General features: G+C 59.7%; 17 protein-coding genes. 13 read left to right on the forward strand and 4 right to left on the reverse strand.

From position 1 onward, the window contains the following. Window positions 1-33: 33 nt before the first annotated feature. Window positions 34-1,176 (reverse strand): 4-phosphoerythronate dehydrogenase PdxB, encoded by a 1,143-nt coding sequence (gene pdxB, locus ACZRJ6_RS00210; protein WP_463969953.1) that lies wholly within the window; start codon window positions 1,174-1,176, stop codon window positions 34-36. A 146-nt stretch (window positions 1,177-1,322) separates the two neighbouring features. Here pdxB and ACZRJ6_RS00215 point away from each other — a divergent pair, with 146 nt between their 5' ends. Further along, a complete protein-coding gene (locus tag ACZRJ6_RS00215) occupies window positions 1,323-2,723 on the forward strand; it encodes an MATE family efflux transporter (RefSeq protein ID WP_463969952.1) in 1,401 nt (466 codons plus the stop codon). On the opposite strand, the gene tusA is transcribed toward ACZRJ6_RS00215, so the two are convergent. Next, window positions 2,720-2,971, reverse strand: a complete 252-nt coding sequence (tusA, locus tag ACZRJ6_RS00220) for a sulfurtransferase TusA (RefSeq protein ID WP_463969951.1) — start codon at window positions 2,969-2,971, stop codon at window positions 2,720-2,722. The two genes, ACZRJ6_RS00215 and tusA, sit on opposite strands and share 4 nt — an antisense overlap. A 26-nt stretch (window positions 2,972-2,997) precedes the next feature. Next, a complete protein-coding gene (gene rlmM, locus ACZRJ6_RS00225) occupies window positions 2,998-4,071 on the reverse strand; it encodes a 23S rRNA (cytidine(2498)-2'-O)-methyltransferase RlmM (protein ID WP_133101613.1) in 1,074 nt (357 codons plus the stop codon). A 192-nt stretch (window positions 4,072-4,263) separates the two neighbouring features. On the opposite strand from rlmM, the gene acnA reads away from it, so the two are divergent. Both acnA and ACZRJ6_RS00235 read left to right on the forward strand, forming a co-directional pair. Next, window positions 4,264-7,005, forward strand: coding sequence for an aconitate hydratase AcnA (gene acnA / locus ACZRJ6_RS00230; protein ID WP_463969950.1), 2,742 nt, complete (start codon window positions 4,264-4,266; stop codon window positions 7,003-7,005). A gap of 300 nt (window positions 7,006-7,305) precedes the next feature. Next, a complete protein-coding gene (locus ACZRJ6_RS00235; protein WP_463969949.1) occupies window positions 7,306-8,871 on the forward strand; it encodes a methyl-accepting chemotaxis protein in 1,566 nt (521 codons plus the stop codon). A gap of 85 nt (window positions 8,872-8,956) precedes the next feature. Here the strand turns inward: ACZRJ6_RS00235 and ACZRJ6_RS00240 are convergent, their stop codons facing one another. Further along, on the reverse strand, window positions 8,957-9,649 hold the full coding sequence (locus tag ACZRJ6_RS00240) for an alpha/beta family hydrolase (RefSeq protein ID WP_463969948.1): 693 nt from the start codon (window positions 9,647-9,649) through the stop codon (window positions 8,957-8,959). Window positions 9,650-9,728: 79 nt separating this feature from the next. On the opposite strand from ACZRJ6_RS00240, the gene ccoN (ACZRJ6_RS00245) reads away from it, so the two are divergent. The 10 genes from ccoN (ACZRJ6_RS00245) (at window position 9,729) to ACZRJ6_RS00290 (ending at window position 19,008) form a co-directional block, all read left to right on the forward strand. After that, window positions 9,729-11,153, forward strand: a complete 1,425-nt coding sequence (gene ccoN, locus ACZRJ6_RS00245) for a cytochrome-c oxidase, cbb3-type subunit I (RefSeq protein ID WP_463969947.1) — start codon at window positions 9,729-9,731, stop codon at window positions 11,151-11,153. A 10-nt stretch (window positions 11,154-11,163) separates the two neighbouring features. Next, a complete protein-coding gene (gene ccoO, locus ACZRJ6_RS00250) occupies window positions 11,164-11,772 on the forward strand; it encodes a cytochrome-c oxidase, cbb3-type subunit II (RefSeq protein WP_133101627.1) in 609 nt (202 codons plus the stop codon). Between the two features lie 3 nt (window positions 11,773-11,775). After that, entirely contained in the window at window positions 11,776-11,994 is a 219-nt protein-coding gene (locus ACZRJ6_RS00255; protein WP_133101628.1) for a cbb3-type cytochrome oxidase subunit 3, read from the forward strand. Then, a complete protein-coding gene (ccoP, locus tag ACZRJ6_RS00260; protein WP_463969946.1) occupies window positions 11,991-12,911 on the forward strand; it encodes a cytochrome-c oxidase, cbb3-type subunit III in 921 nt (306 codons plus the stop codon). The genes ACZRJ6_RS00255 and ccoP (ACZRJ6_RS00260) overlap by 4 nt, the downstream gene beginning before the upstream one ends. A gap of 548 nt (window positions 12,912-13,459) precedes the next feature. Continuing rightward, complete coding sequence (gene ccoN / locus ACZRJ6_RS00265) at window positions 13,460-14,902, forward strand: cytochrome-c oxidase, cbb3-type subunit I (protein ID WP_463969945.1); 1,443 nt, start codon at window positions 13,460-13,462, stop codon at window positions 14,900-14,902. Further along, window positions 14,902-15,510: a cytochrome-c oxidase, cbb3-type subunit II gene (gene ccoO / locus ACZRJ6_RS00270; RefSeq protein WP_022643327.1), complete on the forward strand. Its 609-nt coding sequence runs from the start codon at window positions 14,902-14,904 to the stop codon at window positions 15,508-15,510. The genes ccoN (ACZRJ6_RS00265) and ccoO (ACZRJ6_RS00270) overlap by 1 nt, the downstream gene beginning before the upstream one ends. A gap of 5 nt (window positions 15,511-15,515) precedes the next feature. After that, window positions 15,516-15,701, forward strand: a complete 186-nt coding sequence (locus ACZRJ6_RS00275) for a CcoQ/FixQ family Cbb3-type cytochrome c oxidase assembly chaperone (RefSeq protein WP_003175465.1) — start codon at window positions 15,516-15,518, stop codon at window positions 15,699-15,701. Continuing rightward, entirely contained in the window at window positions 15,698-16,675 is a 978-nt protein-coding gene (gene ccoP, locus ACZRJ6_RS00280; protein WP_463969944.1) for a cytochrome-c oxidase, cbb3-type subunit III, read from the forward strand. The genes ACZRJ6_RS00275 and ccoP (ACZRJ6_RS00280) overlap by 4 nt, the downstream gene beginning before the upstream one ends. 363 nt (window positions 16,676-17,038) lie before the next feature. Then, window positions 17,039-18,454, forward strand: a complete 1,416-nt coding sequence (gene ccoG / locus ACZRJ6_RS00285; RefSeq protein ID WP_463969943.1) for a cytochrome c oxidase accessory protein CcoG — start codon at window positions 17,039-17,041, stop codon at window positions 18,452-18,454. A 14-nt stretch (window positions 18,455-18,468) separates the two neighbouring features. Next, on the forward strand, window positions 18,469-19,008 hold the full coding sequence (locus ACZRJ6_RS00290) for a FixH family protein (protein ID WP_133101633.1): 540 nt from the start codon (window positions 18,469-18,471) through the stop codon (window positions 19,006-19,008). Window positions 19,009-19,068 lie beyond the last annotated feature (60 nt).

Consider the following 19,068-nt stretch of genomic DNA (forward strand, 5'->3'; position numbering starts at 1 on the left):
GCCTATAGGGCCGGTTTTTAATGGCCGTGAATATCAGGAGAGCGTCGCACCGAGTGCCGTGACGATAGCATCCAACTGCGCCGACTCCCCGTTGATCCGCACCTTCAACCCATCAATCTCCCGACGCTCAGGATAGTGCTTGCGCAGCAGATCAAACGCTTTGCGCTGCTCTTCCACGGTTCCCACAAGGCTGCGACGGAAATCCGCATCGTCGCGGCGCGGGTCGTAGACACTGCGGCACAACATGGCCAAGGCCCGGGTTGGATCGGTGCTGGCATTGAGGCTGACTTCAGCCAACCAAGGCTCAGGCAGCAAGTCGCTTAACTGAATGCTCGGTGCTTGCCCAATATGTTTACAAAACGCGTGATAGATCTGGGCCGTGCCGCGCTGCTTGCCATCGAGGCTATAACCGGCAATGTGCGGAGTCGCCAACACACACAAGTCGGCCAGTTCGGCATCCACCTGTGGCTCGCCTTCCCAGACATCCAGCACCGCTTGCAGGTCTTCGCGCTCCAGCAGCACGTCCTTGAGGGCCGCGTTATCCACCACCGGACCACGGCTGGCATTGATCAGCCAGGTGCCGGTTTTGAGTTGGTTTAGACGCTGACGATCAAACAGGTGCCAAGTGGAGCCATTGCCGGACTTGCTCAGCGGCGTGTGCAGACTGATGACGTCGCACTGCTCGACAATCTGTTCCAGGCTGACGAAATCACCGTCTTCGGCGATTTGCCGTGGCGGGTCGCAGACCAGCACATTCCAGCCCAGGCCCTTGAGAACCTTGACCAGTCGCCCACCAACCTCACCTGCACCCACTACGCCGTAGGTGCGTTGAGCCAGATCCACTCCTTCGATCTCGGCCAAGGTCAGCAGGCTGCCCAGCACATAGTCGACCACGCCACGGGCATTGCAGCCCGGCGCGCTGGACCACTGGATGCCGGCCCGCTGGAAATAGTCGAGGTCCAGGTGGTCGGTGCCAATGGTGCACGTCCCGACAAAGCGCACCGGCGTGCCTTGCAGCAACGCGCGGTTGACGTTAGTGACCGAACGCACCAACAGCACATCCGCTTGCTCAAGGGTGGCGCGGTCAATGGAACGGCCGGGCACCCGTCGGATCTCGCCAAACGCTTCGAAGAAGGCGTCGAGCAGCGGGATATTTTCGTCGGCAACAATCAGCATGGCAGGCTCCTTTCGCGGATCAGCAGTGTACAGGGGTGGGAAGGTAGACCGTTTACAAATCCACAACACAGGTTTTTTCCTGACCAATGCGTCAAGGCGTAGAATGCGCCGTCCTGCGCCCCCCCCCCCCTTTCTGGACTAAGTACGTGAACACTGCCACTGATACCCCCGCCCTCACCCGTCCCGCCCGCGTGCGCCTGGAAGTGCGCAACCTGCTGGCCCTGGCCCTACCGATCATAATCGGGCAACTGGCGACTACCGCCATGGGCTTTGTCGACGCGGTAATGGCCGGGCGTGTCAGCTCAAGAGACCTGGCGGCGGTGGCCCTGGGTAACTCGATCTGGATTCCGGTGTACCTGCTGATGACCGGCACCCTGCTGGCCACCACGCCGAAGGTCGCCCAGCGCTTTGGCGCCGGCAATCACCGCGAGATCGGGCCGCTGGTGCGTCAGTCGCTGTGGCTGGCGCTGGTGGTCGGGATCACGGCACTGTTATTGCTGATCAGCGCCGAGCCGATCCTGCATGCCATGAAGGTCGACCCCGAACTTATCCCGCCGAGCATGGGCTACCTGCACGGTATCGCCTCGGGCATGCCAGCGATTGCACTATATTACGTGCTGCGCTGCTTCAGTGATGGCCTGGGACGAACGCGGCCGAGCATGGTCATGGGCCTGTGCGGGCTGGCGCTGAATATTCCGCTGAACTATGTGTTCATCTACGGGCATTTCGGCGTACCGGCAATGGGCGGCATCGGTTGCGGCTGGGCCACGGCGATAGTGATGTGGGTGATGATGCTCGGCCTGGCCGCCTGGACGCGCTGGGCGCCGGTCTATCAGTCGAGCGAGTTGTTCAAGCGCTTCGATTGGCCGCAATGGGCGGTGATCAAGCGGGTACTGAACATCGGCTTGCCCATTGGCATTGCGATCTTTGCCGAATCGAGCATCTTCGCGGTGATCGCCCTGCTGATTGGCAGCCTCGGCGCCACAGTGGTGGCCGGGCACCAGATCGCCCTGAACTTCAGCTCCCTGGTGTTCATGATTCCCTACTCCCTGAGCATGGCTGTCACTGTACGGGTCGGCCAGGCCCTGGGCCGTGGCGAGCCTCGTGAAGCGCGCTTTGCCGCCGGCGTGGGGATGGGCACGGCACTGGCCTACGCCTGCGTGTCTTGCAGCCTGATGTTGCTGTTTCGCGAGCAGATCGCAACCATCTACACCTCGGACCCCATGGTGATCCAGATAGCAGCGATGCTGATTGTGTTTTCTGCGCTGTTCCAGTTTTCCGATGCGATCCAGGTCACGGCCGCCGGCGCCTTGCGCGGTTATCAGGACACACGGGTGACCATGATCCTGACCCTGTTCGCTTATTGGGCCGTGGGCCTACCGGTGGGTTACGTGCTGGGGCTAACGGACTGGCTAGGCGAGGCCCGTGGTCCAAGCGGCTTGTGGCAAGGGCTGATCGTGGGGTTGAGCTGTGCCGCAGTGATGCTGGTGATCCGCCTGACACGCAGTGCGCGCAAGCGGATTCGTTTTGAGCAGGCCAGGGCTTAAACGGACTTCTTGCGAATCCAGTACAGGTAGGTGCCTGCCTGCTCCTGCTGGCCCACCAGTTCATGGTCGAGGAACACGCAGAACTTGGGGATATCGCGACGGGTCGAGGGATCGGTCGCGATGACCTTGAGCAAACCACCAGGCGCCAGGTCGCGGATGTGCTGGTGCAGCATCATTACCGGTTCCGGGCAGTGGAGGCCGGTGGCGTCGAGGATACCGTCGACGGCGGTGTCAAAAATGTCGCTCATCACTCACTCCTGAACTGGCCGCCAGCTTACCGGGCCTTGGGTTTCTTCACATCCAACCGGCGCAAATGGCAGGTCACTTCTTCACGGTCGTGGTACAGCTGCTTGCAGCCGATCTCCACGCGAATGCCGCGTGCCTTGAAGCCTTCCTCGATGCGTTCAAGCAAGCGCTTCACTTCGGCATAACGCTGTTTCATCGGCAGTTTCAGGTTGACCACCGCTTCACGGCAATGCCCCTCGCCAATCCAGGTTTCCAGCAAGGCTGCGTTACGCGCCGGTTTCTCGACGATATCGCAGACCATCCAGTCCACCGGCTGCTTGGGCGTGTAGATGAAGCCGTCGGCCATCAAATGCTGCACCAGGCCGGTGTCCATCAGGCTTTCGGCCATAGGGCCGTTGTCGATGGCGGTCACCAGCATGCCGCGATTGACCAGTTGCCAGGTCCAGCCGCCGGGTGCGGCGCCCAGGTCGACGCCGGTCATGTCGCTGTGCAGGCGCTCGTCCCACTGATCCCGGGGGATAAAGTGGTGCCAAGCCTCTTCCAGCTTCAAGGTCGAGCGGCTTGGCGCGTCCCGGGGAAACTTCAGGCGGGGAATACCCATGGGCCACATTGCCGAATTGTTCGACTCTGCCAACCCCATGAACACTTCACGGCCGCTCTTGAAGGTCAGCAGCAAACGCGGCTTGCTGGCGTCTTCCACCAGCTTGCCAGCGGCCATCAGCGCCTTGCGCAGGTGGCCTTCGAATTTTTTACAGAAGTTCGACAGTTCCTTGCCATCATTGGTATCGACCATCTCCAGCCACAGGCTGCCGCACAACGGGAAGCCTTGCATGTGAGCAAGGATTACGCTGATGCGATCGGTTTCTGGCAGGTCGATGAACACCCCGCGCGCCCACTGCCTTGGGAAGATCAGCTCGGCAAAGCGCTGGCCGTGCATCAGGCGCTTGGCGCCATCTTCTTCGGTGCAGACAAATTCGGCGCAGGCGCTGCCGGTCTTGGCCTTGGCGTAGCCCGAGACGTTCAGGCGCGCGGCGTGTTCCGAGATTTCGGAACAGACTTCGCCTTCAAATCCCGGCCGGCAGTGCATAAAAAGGGTGTTCATCAACTCTCCTGGATCACCGGCTTGCGCTATCGCAATGCCTGTCATGAAAACGCGCGCATGATAGCCGACTTCGGAACCTTGGACTTCTCAATAGAGTCCAGTAATTAGCCAGCTACTTAAAACAGGGCTAGGTTAGAAGCTCTGCCCGTCCCGTCAGGTCCGTAGCCGTGCGGACCATAAGGAGTCATTTCAATGTCATCTCTTGATAGCCTGAAAACCCTTAAAACCTTAAAGATCGACGACAAGACCTACCACTACTTCAGCCTGCCCGAAGCCGCCAAGAGCCTGGGTGATCTGGACAAGTTGCCTATGTCCCTCAAAGTGCTGCTGGAAAACCTGCTGCGCTGGGAGGATGGAAAAACCGTCACCGGGGCGGACCTCAAGGCCCTGGCCGCCTGGCTCAAGGAGCGCCGCTCCGACCGCGAGATTCAATACCGCCCGGCACGGGTACTGATGCAAGACTTCACCGGCGTACCCGCCGTGGTCGACCTGGCCGCCATGCGCGCCGCCGTGGCCAAGGCTGGCGGTGACCCGCAGCGCATCAACCCGCTGTCGCCGGTGGACCTGGTGATCGACCACTCAGTGATGGTCGACAAGTTTGGCAGTGCCAGCGCCTTTGAACAGAACGTCGACATTGAAATGCAGCGCAACGGCGAGCGCTATGCCTTCCTGCGCTGGGGCCAAAGTGCCTTCGACAACTTCAGGGTCGTCCCGCCGGGCACTGGCATTTGCCACCAGGTCAACCTGGAATACCTCGGCCGCACCGTATGGACCAAGGATGAGGACGGCCGCACCTACGCCTTCCCCGACACTCTGGTAGGCACCGACTCCCACACCACCATGATCAACGGCCTCGGCGTTTTGGGCTGGGGCGTGGGCGGTATCGAAGCGGAAGCGGCGATGCTCGGCCAGCCGGTGTCGATGCTGATCCCCGAAGTGATCGGTTTCAAATTAACCGGCAAGCTCAAGGAAGGCATCACCGCCACCGACCTGGTGCTGACGGTCACGCAAATGCTGCGCAAGAAAGGCGTGGTGGGCAAATTCGTCGAGTTCTATGGTGACGGCCTCGCCGACCTGCCACTGGCCGACCGTGCCACCATCGCCAATATGGCCCCGGAGTATGGCGCCACCTGTGGCTTCTTCCCGGTGGACGACGTGACCCTGGACTACTTGCGCCTGTCCGGTCGCCCCGCCGAAACCGTGAAACTGGTGGAGGCCTACAGCAAGGTCCAGGGCCTGTGGCGTATCGCCGGCCAGGAACCCGTGTTCACCGACAGCCTGGCCCTGGACATGGGCAGCGTCGAAGCCAGCCTCGCCGGGCCGAAACGCCCACAGGACAGGGTATCGCTACCTGATGTCGGCCAAGCCTTCAGCGACTTCCTCGACCTGCAATTCAAACCGACGAACAAGGAAGAAGGCCGCCTGGAAAGCGAAGGCGGTGGCGGTGTTGCCGTAGGCAATGCCGATATGATCGGTGAAACAGACTACGACTTCGAAGGCCAGACCTATCGCCTGAAAAACGGCGCGGTGGTGATCGCTGCGATTACCTCCTGCACCAACACCTCCAACCCCAGCGTGATGATGGCTGCCGGGCTGGTGGCGAAAAAGGCAGTCGAGAGAGGTCTCAAACGCAAACCGTGGGTGAAAAGTTCCCTGGCGCCAGGCTCCAAAGTGGTCACCGACTACTACAACGCTGCCGGCTTGACCCAGTACCTCGACAAACTGGGTTTTTCCTTGGTCGGCTACGGTTGCACCACCTGTATCGGCAACTCCGGGCCGTTGCCGGAACCGATTGAAAAAGCCATCCAGAAAGCCGACCTCACCGTGGCCTCGGTGCTCTCGGGCAACCGTAACTTCGAAGGCCGGGTTCACCCGCTGGTAAAAACCAACTGGCTGGCTTCCCCGCCCTTAGTAGTGGCTTACGCCCTGGCCGGCAGCGTGCGGATTGACATCAGCAGTGAGCCGCTGGGTGAAGGCAAAGACGGCAAGCCGGTGTACCTGCGGGACATCTGGCCCAGTAGCCAGGAAATTGCCGATGCCGTGGCACAGGTCAGCACAAGCATGTTCCACAAGGAATACGCCGATGTGTTTGCCGGTGACGAACAATGGCAAGCTATTGAAGTGCCGCAAGCCGCGACTTACGTGTGGCAGAAGGACTCCACCTATATCCAGCATCCACCGTTCTTTGACAACATTGCCGGCCCGCTTCCGGTGATCAAGGACGTCCAGGGCGCCAACGTCCTGGCCTTGCTCGGGGACTCGGTGACCACTGACCACATCTCCCCCGCCGGTAATATCAAGACCGACAGCCCCGCCGGGGATTACCTGCGTGAGCAAGGTGTCGAGCCCAGGGACTTCAACTCCTACGGCTCCCGCCGGGGCAATCATGAAGTGATGATGCGCGGCACCTTCGCCAATATCCGCATCCGCAACGAAATGCTCGGCGGTGAGGAAGGCGGCAATACGATCTATGTCCCTACCGGGGAGAAAATGCCGATTTACGATGCGGCCATGAAATACCAGGCCTCCGGCACGCCGCTGGTGGTCATCGCCGGTCAGGAATACGGCACTGGGTCGAGCCGCGACTGGGCAGCCAAGGGCACCAACCTGCTGGGGGTCAAAGCGGTGATTGCCGAGAGTTTCGAACGAATTCACCGTTCCAATCTGGTGGGCATGGGCGTGCTGCCGTTGCAGTTCAAGCTGGACCAGAACCGTAAGGCGCTAAAGCTGACCGGTAAGGAGAAGATCGACATTCTCGGGCTGACCAATGCCCAGATTGAGCCACGAATGAACCTGACGCTGGTCATTACCCGAGAAGATGGCAGCCGCGAGAAGGTCGACGTGCTGTGCCGGATCGACACCCTCAATGAAGTCGAGTACTTCAAGGCGGGCGGGATTCTGCACTATGTGTTGCGGCAGTTGATTGCCTCGTAAGTGACACGCTCTATACACAACACCGCCTTTTTAGGCGGTGTTTTCACTTTTACCGTGAGTGGCGGTCGGTTCAAGCCTGGGTAGCGCGGCGATTGCCACGCTTTTTGACTTGAATCCGCTGTATTTCGGACTATTTGCCTATCCGATGCTTGCTGGCTGAACGCCACATCAGCACAAGAGAGCAGCCCGCACCAGCACCTGCGAGCTACGGTGTGATGGCACGCTGATTATTGCAAAAACAAGTTAAATAAAACCCTGCGATGGTCGACAACCTGTCAAAGCCTTGTGGATTGAACAACCATGCGTAATAACCAGCCCGTTACCCACCGCGAACGTACCTTCCCCACTCAGCAACGGTTGATTTCCACCACCGATGCCAAAGGCGTGATCACGTACTGCAACGACGCGTTTGTCGAGATCAGTGGGTTTTCCCGGGACGAACTGATGCGTGCCCCGCACAATCTGGTTCGTCACCCGGATGTACCTGCGGCCGTTTTCGCCCATATGTGGTCCACACTCAAACAAGGCTTGCCGTGGATGGGCATCGTCAAGAACCGCTGCAAGACCGGCGATCACTATTGGGTCAACGCTTATGTGACACCGGTCTTCGACGGCAATCAGGTGATCGGCTACGAGTCGGTGCGGGTCAAGCCCTCCGCCGAGCAGATCCGCCGGGCCGAAGCGCTTTACCAGCGCATCAACCAGGGTAAGTCGGCCATCCCGAGCAGTGACAAATGGCTGCCGGTGCTGCAGGACTGGCTGCCGTTTATCCTGGTCAGCCAGTTGAGCTTTCTGATCGGAATCTGGTTCGACTCCCACTGGGGCTTCGCCCTGGCAGCCGCGCTTTCCGTACCTCTAGGCCTGATGGGCCTGTCCTGGCAACAGCGCGGCCTCAAGCGTTTGCTGCGCCTAACCGAGCAAACCACCTCCGACCCGCTGATCGCGCAGATGTACACCGACAGCCGTGGTGCCCAGGCGCGCCTGGAGATGTCGATCCTCAGCCAGGAAGCACGGTTGAAGACCTGCCTTACCCGCTTGCAGGACACCGCCGAACACCTCAACGAGCAGGCGCGCAAGTCCAATACACTGGCTCATAACAGTTCCAGCGGCCTGGAACGCCAGCGGGTGGAGACTGAACAAGTCGCCACCGCCGTCAATCAAATGGCCGCGACGACTCAGGAAGTCGCCAGCCATGTGCAGCGCACCGCCGATGCGACCCAGGAAGCCAATCGCCTGACCGGGCGTGGTCGCGATATCGCCGGGGAAACCCGCGAAGCCATTCAGCGCCTGTCGGTGGCAGTCGGGGAAACCGGGCTGACCGTGACCCAACTGGCCAAGGACAGCGACGAAATCGGCGGCGTGGTCGATGTGATCAAGGGCATTGCCGACCAGACCAACCTGCTGGCGTTGAACGCAGCCATCGAAGCGGCCCGTGCCGGCGAGATGGGACGTGGCTTTGCCGTGGTGGCGGATGAAGTGCGCCAACTGGCCCAGCGTACCAGCGAGTCCACCGGGCAGATCCATGCCCTGATCGCCAAACTGCAGCAGACCGCCAGCACCGCCGTACAGACCATGTCTGCCGGGCATCGTCAGGCCGAAGAAGGCGTGGCGAAGGTGATGGAGGCCGATCAGGCGTTGGTGGGTATCAGCGAAGCAGTGGCCAATATCACCGACATGACCACCCAGATCGCCGCCGCTACCGAAGAGCAAAGCGCCGTGGCCGAAGAGATCAGCCGCAACATCAGCACCATTGCGCTGTTGGCGGATCAGACTTCGGAGCAGGCTTTGAACTCGGCCCAGTTGAGTGAAGAGCTGACGCATACCGCCAATACTCAGTACTCGCTGGTAGAGCGGTTTAACCGCTAGACCGCTATCGCAGGCAAGGCAGCTCCCACATTTGACTGGATTCACAAATCAAAATGTGGGAGCCGGGCTTGCCCGCGATGGGCCCCTAAGTGCCACCAAGAAAACTTGAGACCTTCACCGCCGCCGCCTCCAGATGCTGCTCATGACTGAATCCCGAAGCCTTCAACGGCTTCAAGTCATGATCCCCCGCCACCAGCCACATCACCTCGATGCTCGGCGATAGCTCATATCCTTCCACTGCCTGGCGATTACCCAGCGCATCACGCTCGCCCTGGACAATCAAGGTGTGCGCTTTTAACCCAGCCAAATGCTCAATCCGAGGCTTTTGTGGCTTGCCTACCGCATAAAACGGATAGCCTAAACACACCAGCCCATCAGCCCCCACGTCATCCGCCAGCAAACTGGCCATCCGCCCGCCCATGGACTTGCCGCCGATGGCCAGGCGCCCAGTGACATGTTGTCGCACCAGGGCATATACCTCACGCCAGGACTCCAGCAGTTTTGGGGCCGGGTTGGGCGGGCGCTTGCCGCCATCCAGGCGCCGTTGGGCCATGTAGGGAAACTCGAAGCGCAACACGTTGACGCCACGGCCGGAAAGGCGCGCAGCCATATCGCTCATGAAGCTGCTATCCATCGGCGCGCCGGCGCCGTGGGCAAAAATCAGCGTCACCGGATCGCCAGAAACCGCGCCTGAGGCAACATCCCATAACCAGCCATGTTCACGCACACAGTGCGCCCATTGATCCTCGTCAATACCGGCCTTGTGTTCTTTACCCATGCTTGCCTCGCTTTTTAGTCTGCCTATAACTACAGCCGAAGTGTCGCACCTGCTTCGATTGAACCGTGGATGGGGAACCATGAACACTACAATCAGAACCGCCTATAACTACAAGGTGGTCCGCCAATTCGCCATTATGACGGTGGTCTGGGGCATCGTCGGAATGGGGCTCGGGGTTTTTCTCGCAGCCCAGTTGGTATGGCCGGAACTCAACTTCAACTTGCCTTGGACCAGCTTCGGCCGCTTGCGCCCGTTGCACACCAACGCGGTGATCTTCGCCTTCGGCGGCTGCGCACTGTTTGCAGCGTCCTTTTACTCGGTGCAACGCACCTGCCAAACCCAGCTGTTCGCGCCGAAAGTCGCCGCGTTCTGCTTCTGGGGCTGGCAGTTGGTCATCCTGTTGGCAGCGATTTCCCTGCCTCTGGGCTACACCAGTTCCAAGGAATACGCCGAGCTGGAATGGCCGATCGACATCCTGATCACCATCGTCTGGGTCGCCTACGCCATTGTGTTCTTCGGCACGTTGATGAAGCGCAACACCAAACATATCTACGTCGGTAACTGGTTCTTCGGTGCGTTCATCATCACCGTAGCCATCCTGCATATCATCAACAACCTGGAAGTCCCGGTTAGCCTGACCAAGTCCTACTCCCTGTACGGCGGTGCGACGGATGCCATGGTGCAATGGTGGTACGGCCACAACGCTGTAGGCTTCTTCCTCACTGCAGGCTTCCTGGGGATGATGTACTACTTCGTGCCGAAACAGGCCGAGCGTCCGGTGTACTCCTATCGCTTGTCCATCGTACACTTCTGGGCACTGATCACCCTTTACATCTGGGCCGGTCCTCACCACCTGCACTACACCGCACTGCCGGACTGGGCACAGTCCCTGGGCATGGTGATGTCGCTGGTGCTGCTGGCTCCGAGTTGGGGCGGCATGATCAACGGCATGATGACCCTCTCGGGCGCCTGGCATAAGTTGCGCAGCGACCCGATCCTGCGCTTCCTCGTGGTCTCCCTGGCGTTCTACGGCATGTCGACCTTCGAAGGCCCGATGATGGCCATCAAGACCGTCAACGCCCTCTCCCACTACACCGACTGGACCATCGGCCACGTACACGCCGGCGCCCTCGGTTGGGTAGCGATGATTTCCATCGGCGCGCTGTACCACATGATCCCGAAAATCTTCGGCCGCGAGCAGATGTATAGCCTCGGTTTGATCAACGCGCACTTCTGGCTGGCTACCATCGGCACCGTGCTCTACATCGCGTCGATGTGGGTCAACGGCATCGCCCAGGGCCTGATGTGGCGTGCAATCAACGAAGACGGCACCCTGACCTACTCCTTCGTCGAAACCCTGGTGGCCAGCCACCCAGGCTTTGTCGTGCGGCTGGTGGGCGGTGCGATCTTCCTCAGCGGCATGTTCCTGATGGCCTGGAACACCTGGCGCACCGTGCGGGCAGCACAACCTGCCGAAGTCGCCGCTGCGGCGCAGATGGCCTGAGGAGTCAGTCATGAAACACGAAATTATTGAAAAGAACGTCGGCCTGCTGATGCTGCTGATGGTGCTCGCCGTGAGCATCGGCGGCCTGACGCAGATCGTCCCGCTGTTCTTCCAGGACGTCACCAACAAACCGGTGGAAGGCATGAAGCCCTACACCGCGCTGCAACTGGAAGGTCGCGACATCTACATCCGTGAAGGCTGTGTACAGTGCCACTCGCAGATGATCCGGCCGTTCCGTGCCGAGACCGAGCGTTATGGTCACTACTCGGTCGCCGGTGAAAGCGTCTGGGATCACCCGTTCCTGTGGGGCTCCAAGCGTACCGGGCCGGACCTGGCTCGCGTCGGCGCACGCTACTCGGACGACTGGCACCGCGCGCACTTGTACAACCCGCGCAACGTGGTGCCGGAATCGAAGATGCCGGCCTATCCATGGCTGGTCACCGCCCAGGTCGACAACAGCCACACCGAAACCAAGCTCAAGGTCATGCGCACCCTCGGCGTGCCGTACACCGACGCGGACATCACCGCCGCCGTGGACAGCCTCAAGGGCAAGACCGAAATGGACGCACTTGTCTCCTACCTGCAAGTGCTCGGCACTGCAATCAAGAGCAAGAGGTGAACCATGGGTTTTGAACTTGATACCGGAATGATCCGCGGCCTCGGCACGCTGGTGGTGGCAATTGCCTTCATCGGCCTGTCGCTGTGGGTGTTCAACTCCAAGCGCAACCCGGAGTTCGCCGAGGCTTGCCTGCTGCCATTTGCCGATGAACCGTTGCCAAACACCACCGGCACCCCATCCGACGCTCACGAAGAGCCTGTAACAAGGAGCATTCGGCCATGACTACCTTCTGGAGTACATGGATCTGTGTACTGACCATCGGCAGCCTGATCGGCCTGACCTGGCTGTTGTTTGGTACCCGCAAGGGCGAAACCAAGGGCAGCGTCGACCAGACCATGGGCCACGCCTTCGACGGGATTGAGGAGTACGACAATCCCCTGCCCCAATGGTGGTTCATGTTGTTCGCCGGGACTTTGGTGTTTGCCGTCGGCTACCTGATCCTCTATCCGGGCCTGGGCAACTGGAAAGGTGTGTTGCCGGGCTATGAAGACGGCTGGACCCAGACCAAGGAATGGGACAAGGAAATGGCCAAGGCCGACGCCAAGTTTGGGCCGATCTTCGCCAAATTCGCAGCCATGCCCGTGGAAGAAGTCGCCAAAGACCCGCAAGCGCTGAAAATGGGCGGTCGCCTGTTTGCCTCCAACTGCGCGGTGTGCCACGGCTCCGATGCCAAGGGCGCCTACGGCTTCCCCAACCTCGCGGACAACAACTGGCGCTGGGGCGGTTCGGCGGATGCGATCAAGCTCACCATCATGAGCGGTCGTCACGCGGCCATGCCAGCCTGGGGTGAAGTACTGGGCGAAGACGGAGTCAAGAACGTTGCCGCCTACGTGCGTCACGATCTGGCCAAGCTGCCATTGCCTGCTGACAGCAATGTCGACATGGCGGCCGGCCAGGTGGCGTTCAGCACTACGTGCGTCGCCTGCCACGGTCCTGATGGCCATGGCGTTGAAGCCATGGGCGCGCCGAACCTGACGCAGCCAGGCGGTTTCATCTACGGCACCAGCCTGGCGCAGTTGCAACAGACGATCCGTCATGGTCGCCAGGGCCAGATGCCGGCGCAGGACGTACTGCAAGGCAATGACAAGGTGCATTTGCTGGCCGCGTACGTCTATAGCCTGTCTCAGAAGCAGGAGTAAGCTGCAAGCTGCAAGAGAAGAGCCCAAAACTTGGATCTTGCAGCTGCTTTCAACAGCCACGCCCTACCCCTTCCCCCCTTCAAACTTGTTGCTTGCAGCTCAAAGCTTAAAGCTGCGCGACTGCGCCCTATTGTCACACCCTCCCAAAGCACAACTTCCCCCTCCTGCCATTCGGGTCTACGCTTGTTTTGACAGTGGACCGGCATTGGCCGGTCGCAGGCCGACTTGCACTCGATGGGTTAGACATCTCTGCTCGATGACAGGCGCAAAGGCTGGTAGTTACCGGCTGTCGTGCCACTGACCATTCGTCACCTGCACAGCTTGTTTACACACGCACCGTTACAAGTACCTTCGACCCTCTGATTTTCCTGTTCGCTCTGTCAGCTTTTAATTGCGAATTTTGTCCTTACACCAAACATGGAAAGGGCGCAGAATCTGGTTTGGAACGCATTGACGCAAGTCAGGTTGCGTTGCAATACCCCCCCGCTTTCTACATACTTGCGGCCGATTTTTATCCTAATAAAACACCTAAACCGTGGAACCTTAGAATGAGCACAGCAATCAGTCCGACTGCTTATAACTATAAGGTAGTCCGCCAGTTCGCCATCATGACGGTGGTCTGGGGGATCCTTGGCATGGGGCTCGGTGTCTTCATCGCCTCGCAACTGGTCTGGCCGGAGTTGAACTTCGACCTGCCATGGACGACGTTTGGACGCCTACGCCCGCTGCACACCAACCTGGTGATCTTCGCCTTCGGCGGATGTGCACTGTTTGCCACCTCCTACTATGTCGTGCAGCGAACCTGCCAGACGCGACTGATCTCCGACAGCCTCGCCGCGTTCACCTTCTGGGGATGGCAAGCGGTCATCGTCGGCGCCATCATCACCTTGCCAATGGGCTTCACCACCACCAAGGAATACGCGGAATTGGAATGGCCCCTTGCCATCCTTCTGGCGATCGTCTGGGTGACCTATGGCATCGTGTTCTTCGGCACCATCGTCAAGCGCAAGACCAAGCACATCTATGTCGGCAACTGGTTCTACGGCGCATTTATCGTCGTGACGGCGATGTTGCACATCGTCAACCACGCGTCCCTGCCGGTGAGTTTCTTCAAGTCCTACTCGGCGTACGCCGGTGCGACTGACGCGATGATCCAATGGTGGTACGGCCACAACGCCGTAGGTTTCTTCCTGACCACCGGCTTCCTGGGGATGATGTACTACTTCGTGCCGAAACAGGCCGAGCGTCCGATCTACTCCTATCGCCTGTCCATCGTGCACTTTTGGGCGCTGATCACCCTGTACATCTGGGCCGGCCCTCACCACTTGCACTACACCGCATTGCCGGATTGGGCGCAGTCCCTGGGCATGGCCATGTCGATCATCCTGCTGGCTCCAAGCTGGGGCGGCATGATCAACGGCATGATGACCCTCTCGGGCGCGTGGCATAAGCTGCGTACCGACCCGATCCTGCGCTTCCTCGTGGTGTCTTTGGCGTTCTACGGCATGTCGACTTTCGAAGGGCCGATGATGGCCATCAAAACGGTCAACTCGCTGTCCCACTACACCGACTGGACCATCGGCCACGTACACGCCGGCGCCCTCGGTTGGGTAGCGATGATCTCCATCGGCGCGCTGTACCACATGATTCCCAAGGTCTTCGGCCGTGCGCAGATGCACAGTACTGCCCTGATCAATACGCACTTCTGGCTCGCGACCATCGGTACCGTGCTCTACATCGCCTCGATGTGGGTCAACGGCATCACCCAGGGCCTGATGTGGCGTGCAATCAACGATGACGGCACCCTCACCTACTCCTTCGTCGAAGCACTGCAAGCCAGCCATCCTGGTTTCATCGTTCGCGCCATCGGCGGTGCGTTCTTTGCCAGCGGCATGTTGTTCATGGCCTACAACGTCTGGCGCACCGTTCGCGCCTCGACCCCGGCTGAAGCTGAAGCCGCCGCTCAGATCGCTGTCGTTGGAGCTCACTGATGAAGCATGAAGTAGTCGAGAAGAATATCGGCCTGCTGGCCTTCTTCATGGTTATCGCCGTGAGCATCGGCGGCCTGACCCAGATCGTTCCGCTGTTTTTCCAGGACGTGACCAACAAGCCGGTGGAAGGCATGAAGCCGCGCACCGCCCTTGAACTGGAAGGCCGCGACATTTACATCGCCAACGGTTGTGTCGGTTGCCACTCGCAGATGATCCGGCCGTTCCGCGCAGAGACTGAACGCTACGGCCACTACTCGGTCGCCGGAGAAAGCGTCTGGGACCACCCGTTCCTGTGGGGTTCCAAGCGTACCGGTCCGGACCTGGCCCGTGTCGGCGGTCGTTACTCCGATGACTGGCAGCGTGCGCACTTGTACAACCCGCGCAACGTGGTGCCCGAGTCGAAAATGCCGGCGTACCCGTTCCTCGTGGAAAACAAGCTCGACGGCAAGGACACGGCGAAGAAAATGGAAGTCTTGCGCACCCTGGGCGTGCCTTACACCGACGAAGACATCGCCGGTGCCAAGGATGCCGTGAAGGGCAAGACCGAAATGGACGCGCTGGTGGCCTATCTGCAAGGCCTTGGCACCATCATCAAAAGCAAACGGTGATCTAAATGGATATCGGGATGATTCGAGGCCTGGGCACCGTTGTCGTGATGGTGGCCTTTATCGGCCTGGCCTTGTGGGTGTTCAGCCCCAAGCGCAAGTCAGAGTTTGAAGACGCGACCTTGCTGCCTTTCGCGGATGATCCCGAAGCCATCAAGCACGTCGAGCAAGCTTCTAGGAGTAACAAAGAATGACTACGTTCTGGAGTCTGTACGTCACAGTCCTCAGTCTGGGTACCATCTTCGCCCTGACCTGGCTGCTGCTGTCGACCCGCAAGGGTCAGCGCGCCGAGCAAACGGACGAGACGGTTGGCCACTCGTTCGACGGGATCGAGGAATACGATAACCCGCTGCCTAAATGGTGGTTCATGCTGTTCGTCGGCACCATCATCTTCGCCCTCGGCTACCTGGTGCTGTACCCAGGCCTGGGCAACTGGAAAGGCCTGCTGCCAGGCTACGCCTACCTCGACAATGACAAGCAAACCCCGTTCGCCAACGGCCAAAGCGGCTGGACCGGCGTACACGAGTGGGAAAAGGAAATGGCCAGGTCGGACGCCAAGTTCGGCCCGATCTTCGCCAAATTCGCTTCCATGCCCATTGAAGAAGTGGCCAAGGACCCGCAAGCCTTGAAGATGGGTGGCCGTCTGTTCGCCTCCAACTGCTCGGTGTGCCACGGTTCCGACGCCAAGGGTGCCTACGGCTTCCCCAACCTGACCGACGCCGACTGGCGCTGGGGCGGCGAGCCGGAAACCATCAAGACCACCATCATGGCGGGTCGCCACGCGGTGATGCCAGGTTGGGCCGAAGTCATTGGCGAGCAAGGCGTTGCCGACGTCTCCGGCTTCGTACTGACCAAGCTCGACGGCCGCAAGCTGCCGGAAGGCGCCAAGGCTGACGTAGCCAACGGCGAGAAACTATTCGCCGCCAACTGCGTGGCCTGCCACGGTCCTGCTGGCAAAGGCACGCCAGCCATGGGCGCGCCTGACCTGACTCATCCGGGCGCGTTCATCTACGGTTCAAGCTACGCCCAACTGCAGCAGACCATCCGTTACGGCCGCCAGGGCCAGATGCCTGCCCAAGAGCAGTTGCAAGGCAACGACAAGGTGCACCTGCTGGCCGCTTACGTTTACAGCCTGTCCCATGGGGAAAAGGCCGCTGACGCCAAGTAAGTAAACAAGCTGCAATAAAAAACGGCCCCGCCAGTGAAAATTGGCGGGGCCGTTTTTTTGGCCGTTGCTCTGGAACGCCGTAGCAACTAAGTTGCAAGGGTGATGTTTTTTTAGCGAGGCACAGCCATGAGCAATGAGGCAATCATCCAGGATTGAGCCCTCAGCGCCCAAAAACCGTCCATACTTCACCTGTCAATTGATTCAAGTCATTTACACCATCAATTGATTTCTCCCAACGCGACCAAAGGTCGCACCCGTTCGCCAGTACTACAGGCGTATCATTGCGCCACTGCAACACCCTTATTTTGACCCCGGCTGGCACGTACTGGCCGAGGCAAATCTCCACTGCCGTGGGATGCAATGATGAGCAACCAGATTCCGGTACATGACGTTACCCCGCCTGCCAAAAACTCAAGCAACACCGTCGATCTCTACGCGTCTCGGGAGAAAATCTACACCCGTGCCTTCACCGGACTGTTTCGCAATTTGCGGATGCTCGGTGGCGCCGGGTTGTTCCTGCTTTATTTCGGCACGGTGTGGCTGAACTGGGGCGGTCATCAGGCCGTCTGGTGGAACCTGCCGGAGCGTAAGTTCTTTATTTTTGGTGCGACATTCTGGCCCCAGGATTTCATTCTGCTGTCGGGCATCCTGATTATTTCCGCGTTTGGCCTGTTCTTCATCACCGTGTACGCCGGGCGTATCTGGTGCGGTTATACCTGCCCGCAAAGCGTGTGGACCTGGATCTACATGTGGTGCGAAAAAGTCACCGAAGGCGACCGCAACCAGCGAATCAAGCTGGACAAGGCGCCGATGAGCGCCAACAAGTTACTGCGTAAGTTCAGCAAGCACAGCCTGTGGCTGCTCATCGGCTTTGTCACCGGCATGACCTTCGTCGGCTACTTCTCGCCGATTCGCGAGCTGGTGTTCGAGTTTTTTACCGGACAAGCCGATGGCTGGTCGTATTTCTGGGTCGGTTTCTTCACGCTCGCCACCTACGGCAACGCCGGCTGGCTGCGTGAGCAGGTGTGCATTTATATGTGCCCCTATGCGCGCTTCCAGAGTGTGATGTTCGACAAGGACACCCTGATCGTCTCCTACGATCCGCGCCGTGGCGAAAGCCGTGGCCCGCGCAAGAAAGGCATCGACTACAAGGCCCAGGGCCTGGGGGACTGCATTGATTGCACCATGTGCGTGCAGGTCTGCCCCACCGGCATCGACATCCGCGACGGCCTGCAGATCGAGTGCATCGGCTGTGCCGCCTGCATCGACGCCTGCGACAACATCATGGACAAGATGGATTACCCTCGCGGGTTGATCAGCTACACCACCGAACACAACCTGTCAGGGCAGAAAACCCACAAGCTGCGCCCGCGCCTGATCGGTTATGCCCTGGTGCTGCTGGCGATGATCAGCTTATTGGCCACCGCTTTCTTCATGCGTTCGCTGGTGGGTTTCGACGTCAGCAAGGACCGGGTGCTGTACCGCGAAAACGCCGAAGGGCGGATCGAGAACGTCTACAGCCTGAAAATCATGAACAAGGACCAGCGCGACCACACCTATGTACTGGACGCCAGCGGCCTGCCGGACCTCAAGCTGCAAGGCAAACGCGAGATCAAGGTGGCTGCCGGGGAAATCTTCAGCATGCCGGTGGAACTGTCGAGCGCGCCGGAGCAAATGCCGTCGAGCACCAACGAGGTCAAGTTCATCCTCAAGGATGCCGACGATGACAGCGTCCACGTTGAAGCCAAGAGCCGATTCATCGGCCCTCAAATTCGTTAAAAGAGAGCAGAACAATGCCCGTAGCAACTGCCGCAAGCCCCTGGTACAAGCACCTCTGGCCCTGGATCATCATTGGCATCCTGGCCTGCTCGGTGACCTTGACCTTGACCATGGTGACCATCGCGGTGAACAACCCGGACAACCTGGTCAACGACAACTACTACGAAGCCGGCAAAGGCATCAACCGCTCTCTGGACCGCGAACTGCTGGCCCAAACCCTGCAACTGCGCGCCACCCTGCACCTGGATGCACTGACCGGCGAAGTCGAGCTACGCCTGAGCGGCAACAGCCAGCCTGCCACCGTGGAGCTGAACCTGATTTCACCCACCCAGCCGGAAAAGGATCGCAAGATCGTCCTGGCTCGCAGCGAAAGCGAACCGGGCCGTTACATTGGCCAAGTGACGGACAAGGTTGAAGGTCGTCGTTTTGTTGAGCTGCTGGGTGTGCAGGACGGCAAGACCTGGCGCATGTTTGAAGAGGAAGATGTCAGCCATGACAAGGACTTGATGCTCGGTGACGAACCGTTGCAGGGTGCTGAAGACCTGAAAAACTAAACCCTGCGCATCGCGCATCGCGGGCAAGCCCGCTCCCACAGTTGATCGCGGTCAAGTGTG

The sequence above is a fragment of the Pseudomonas sp. C321 genome (assembly GCF_055407105.1).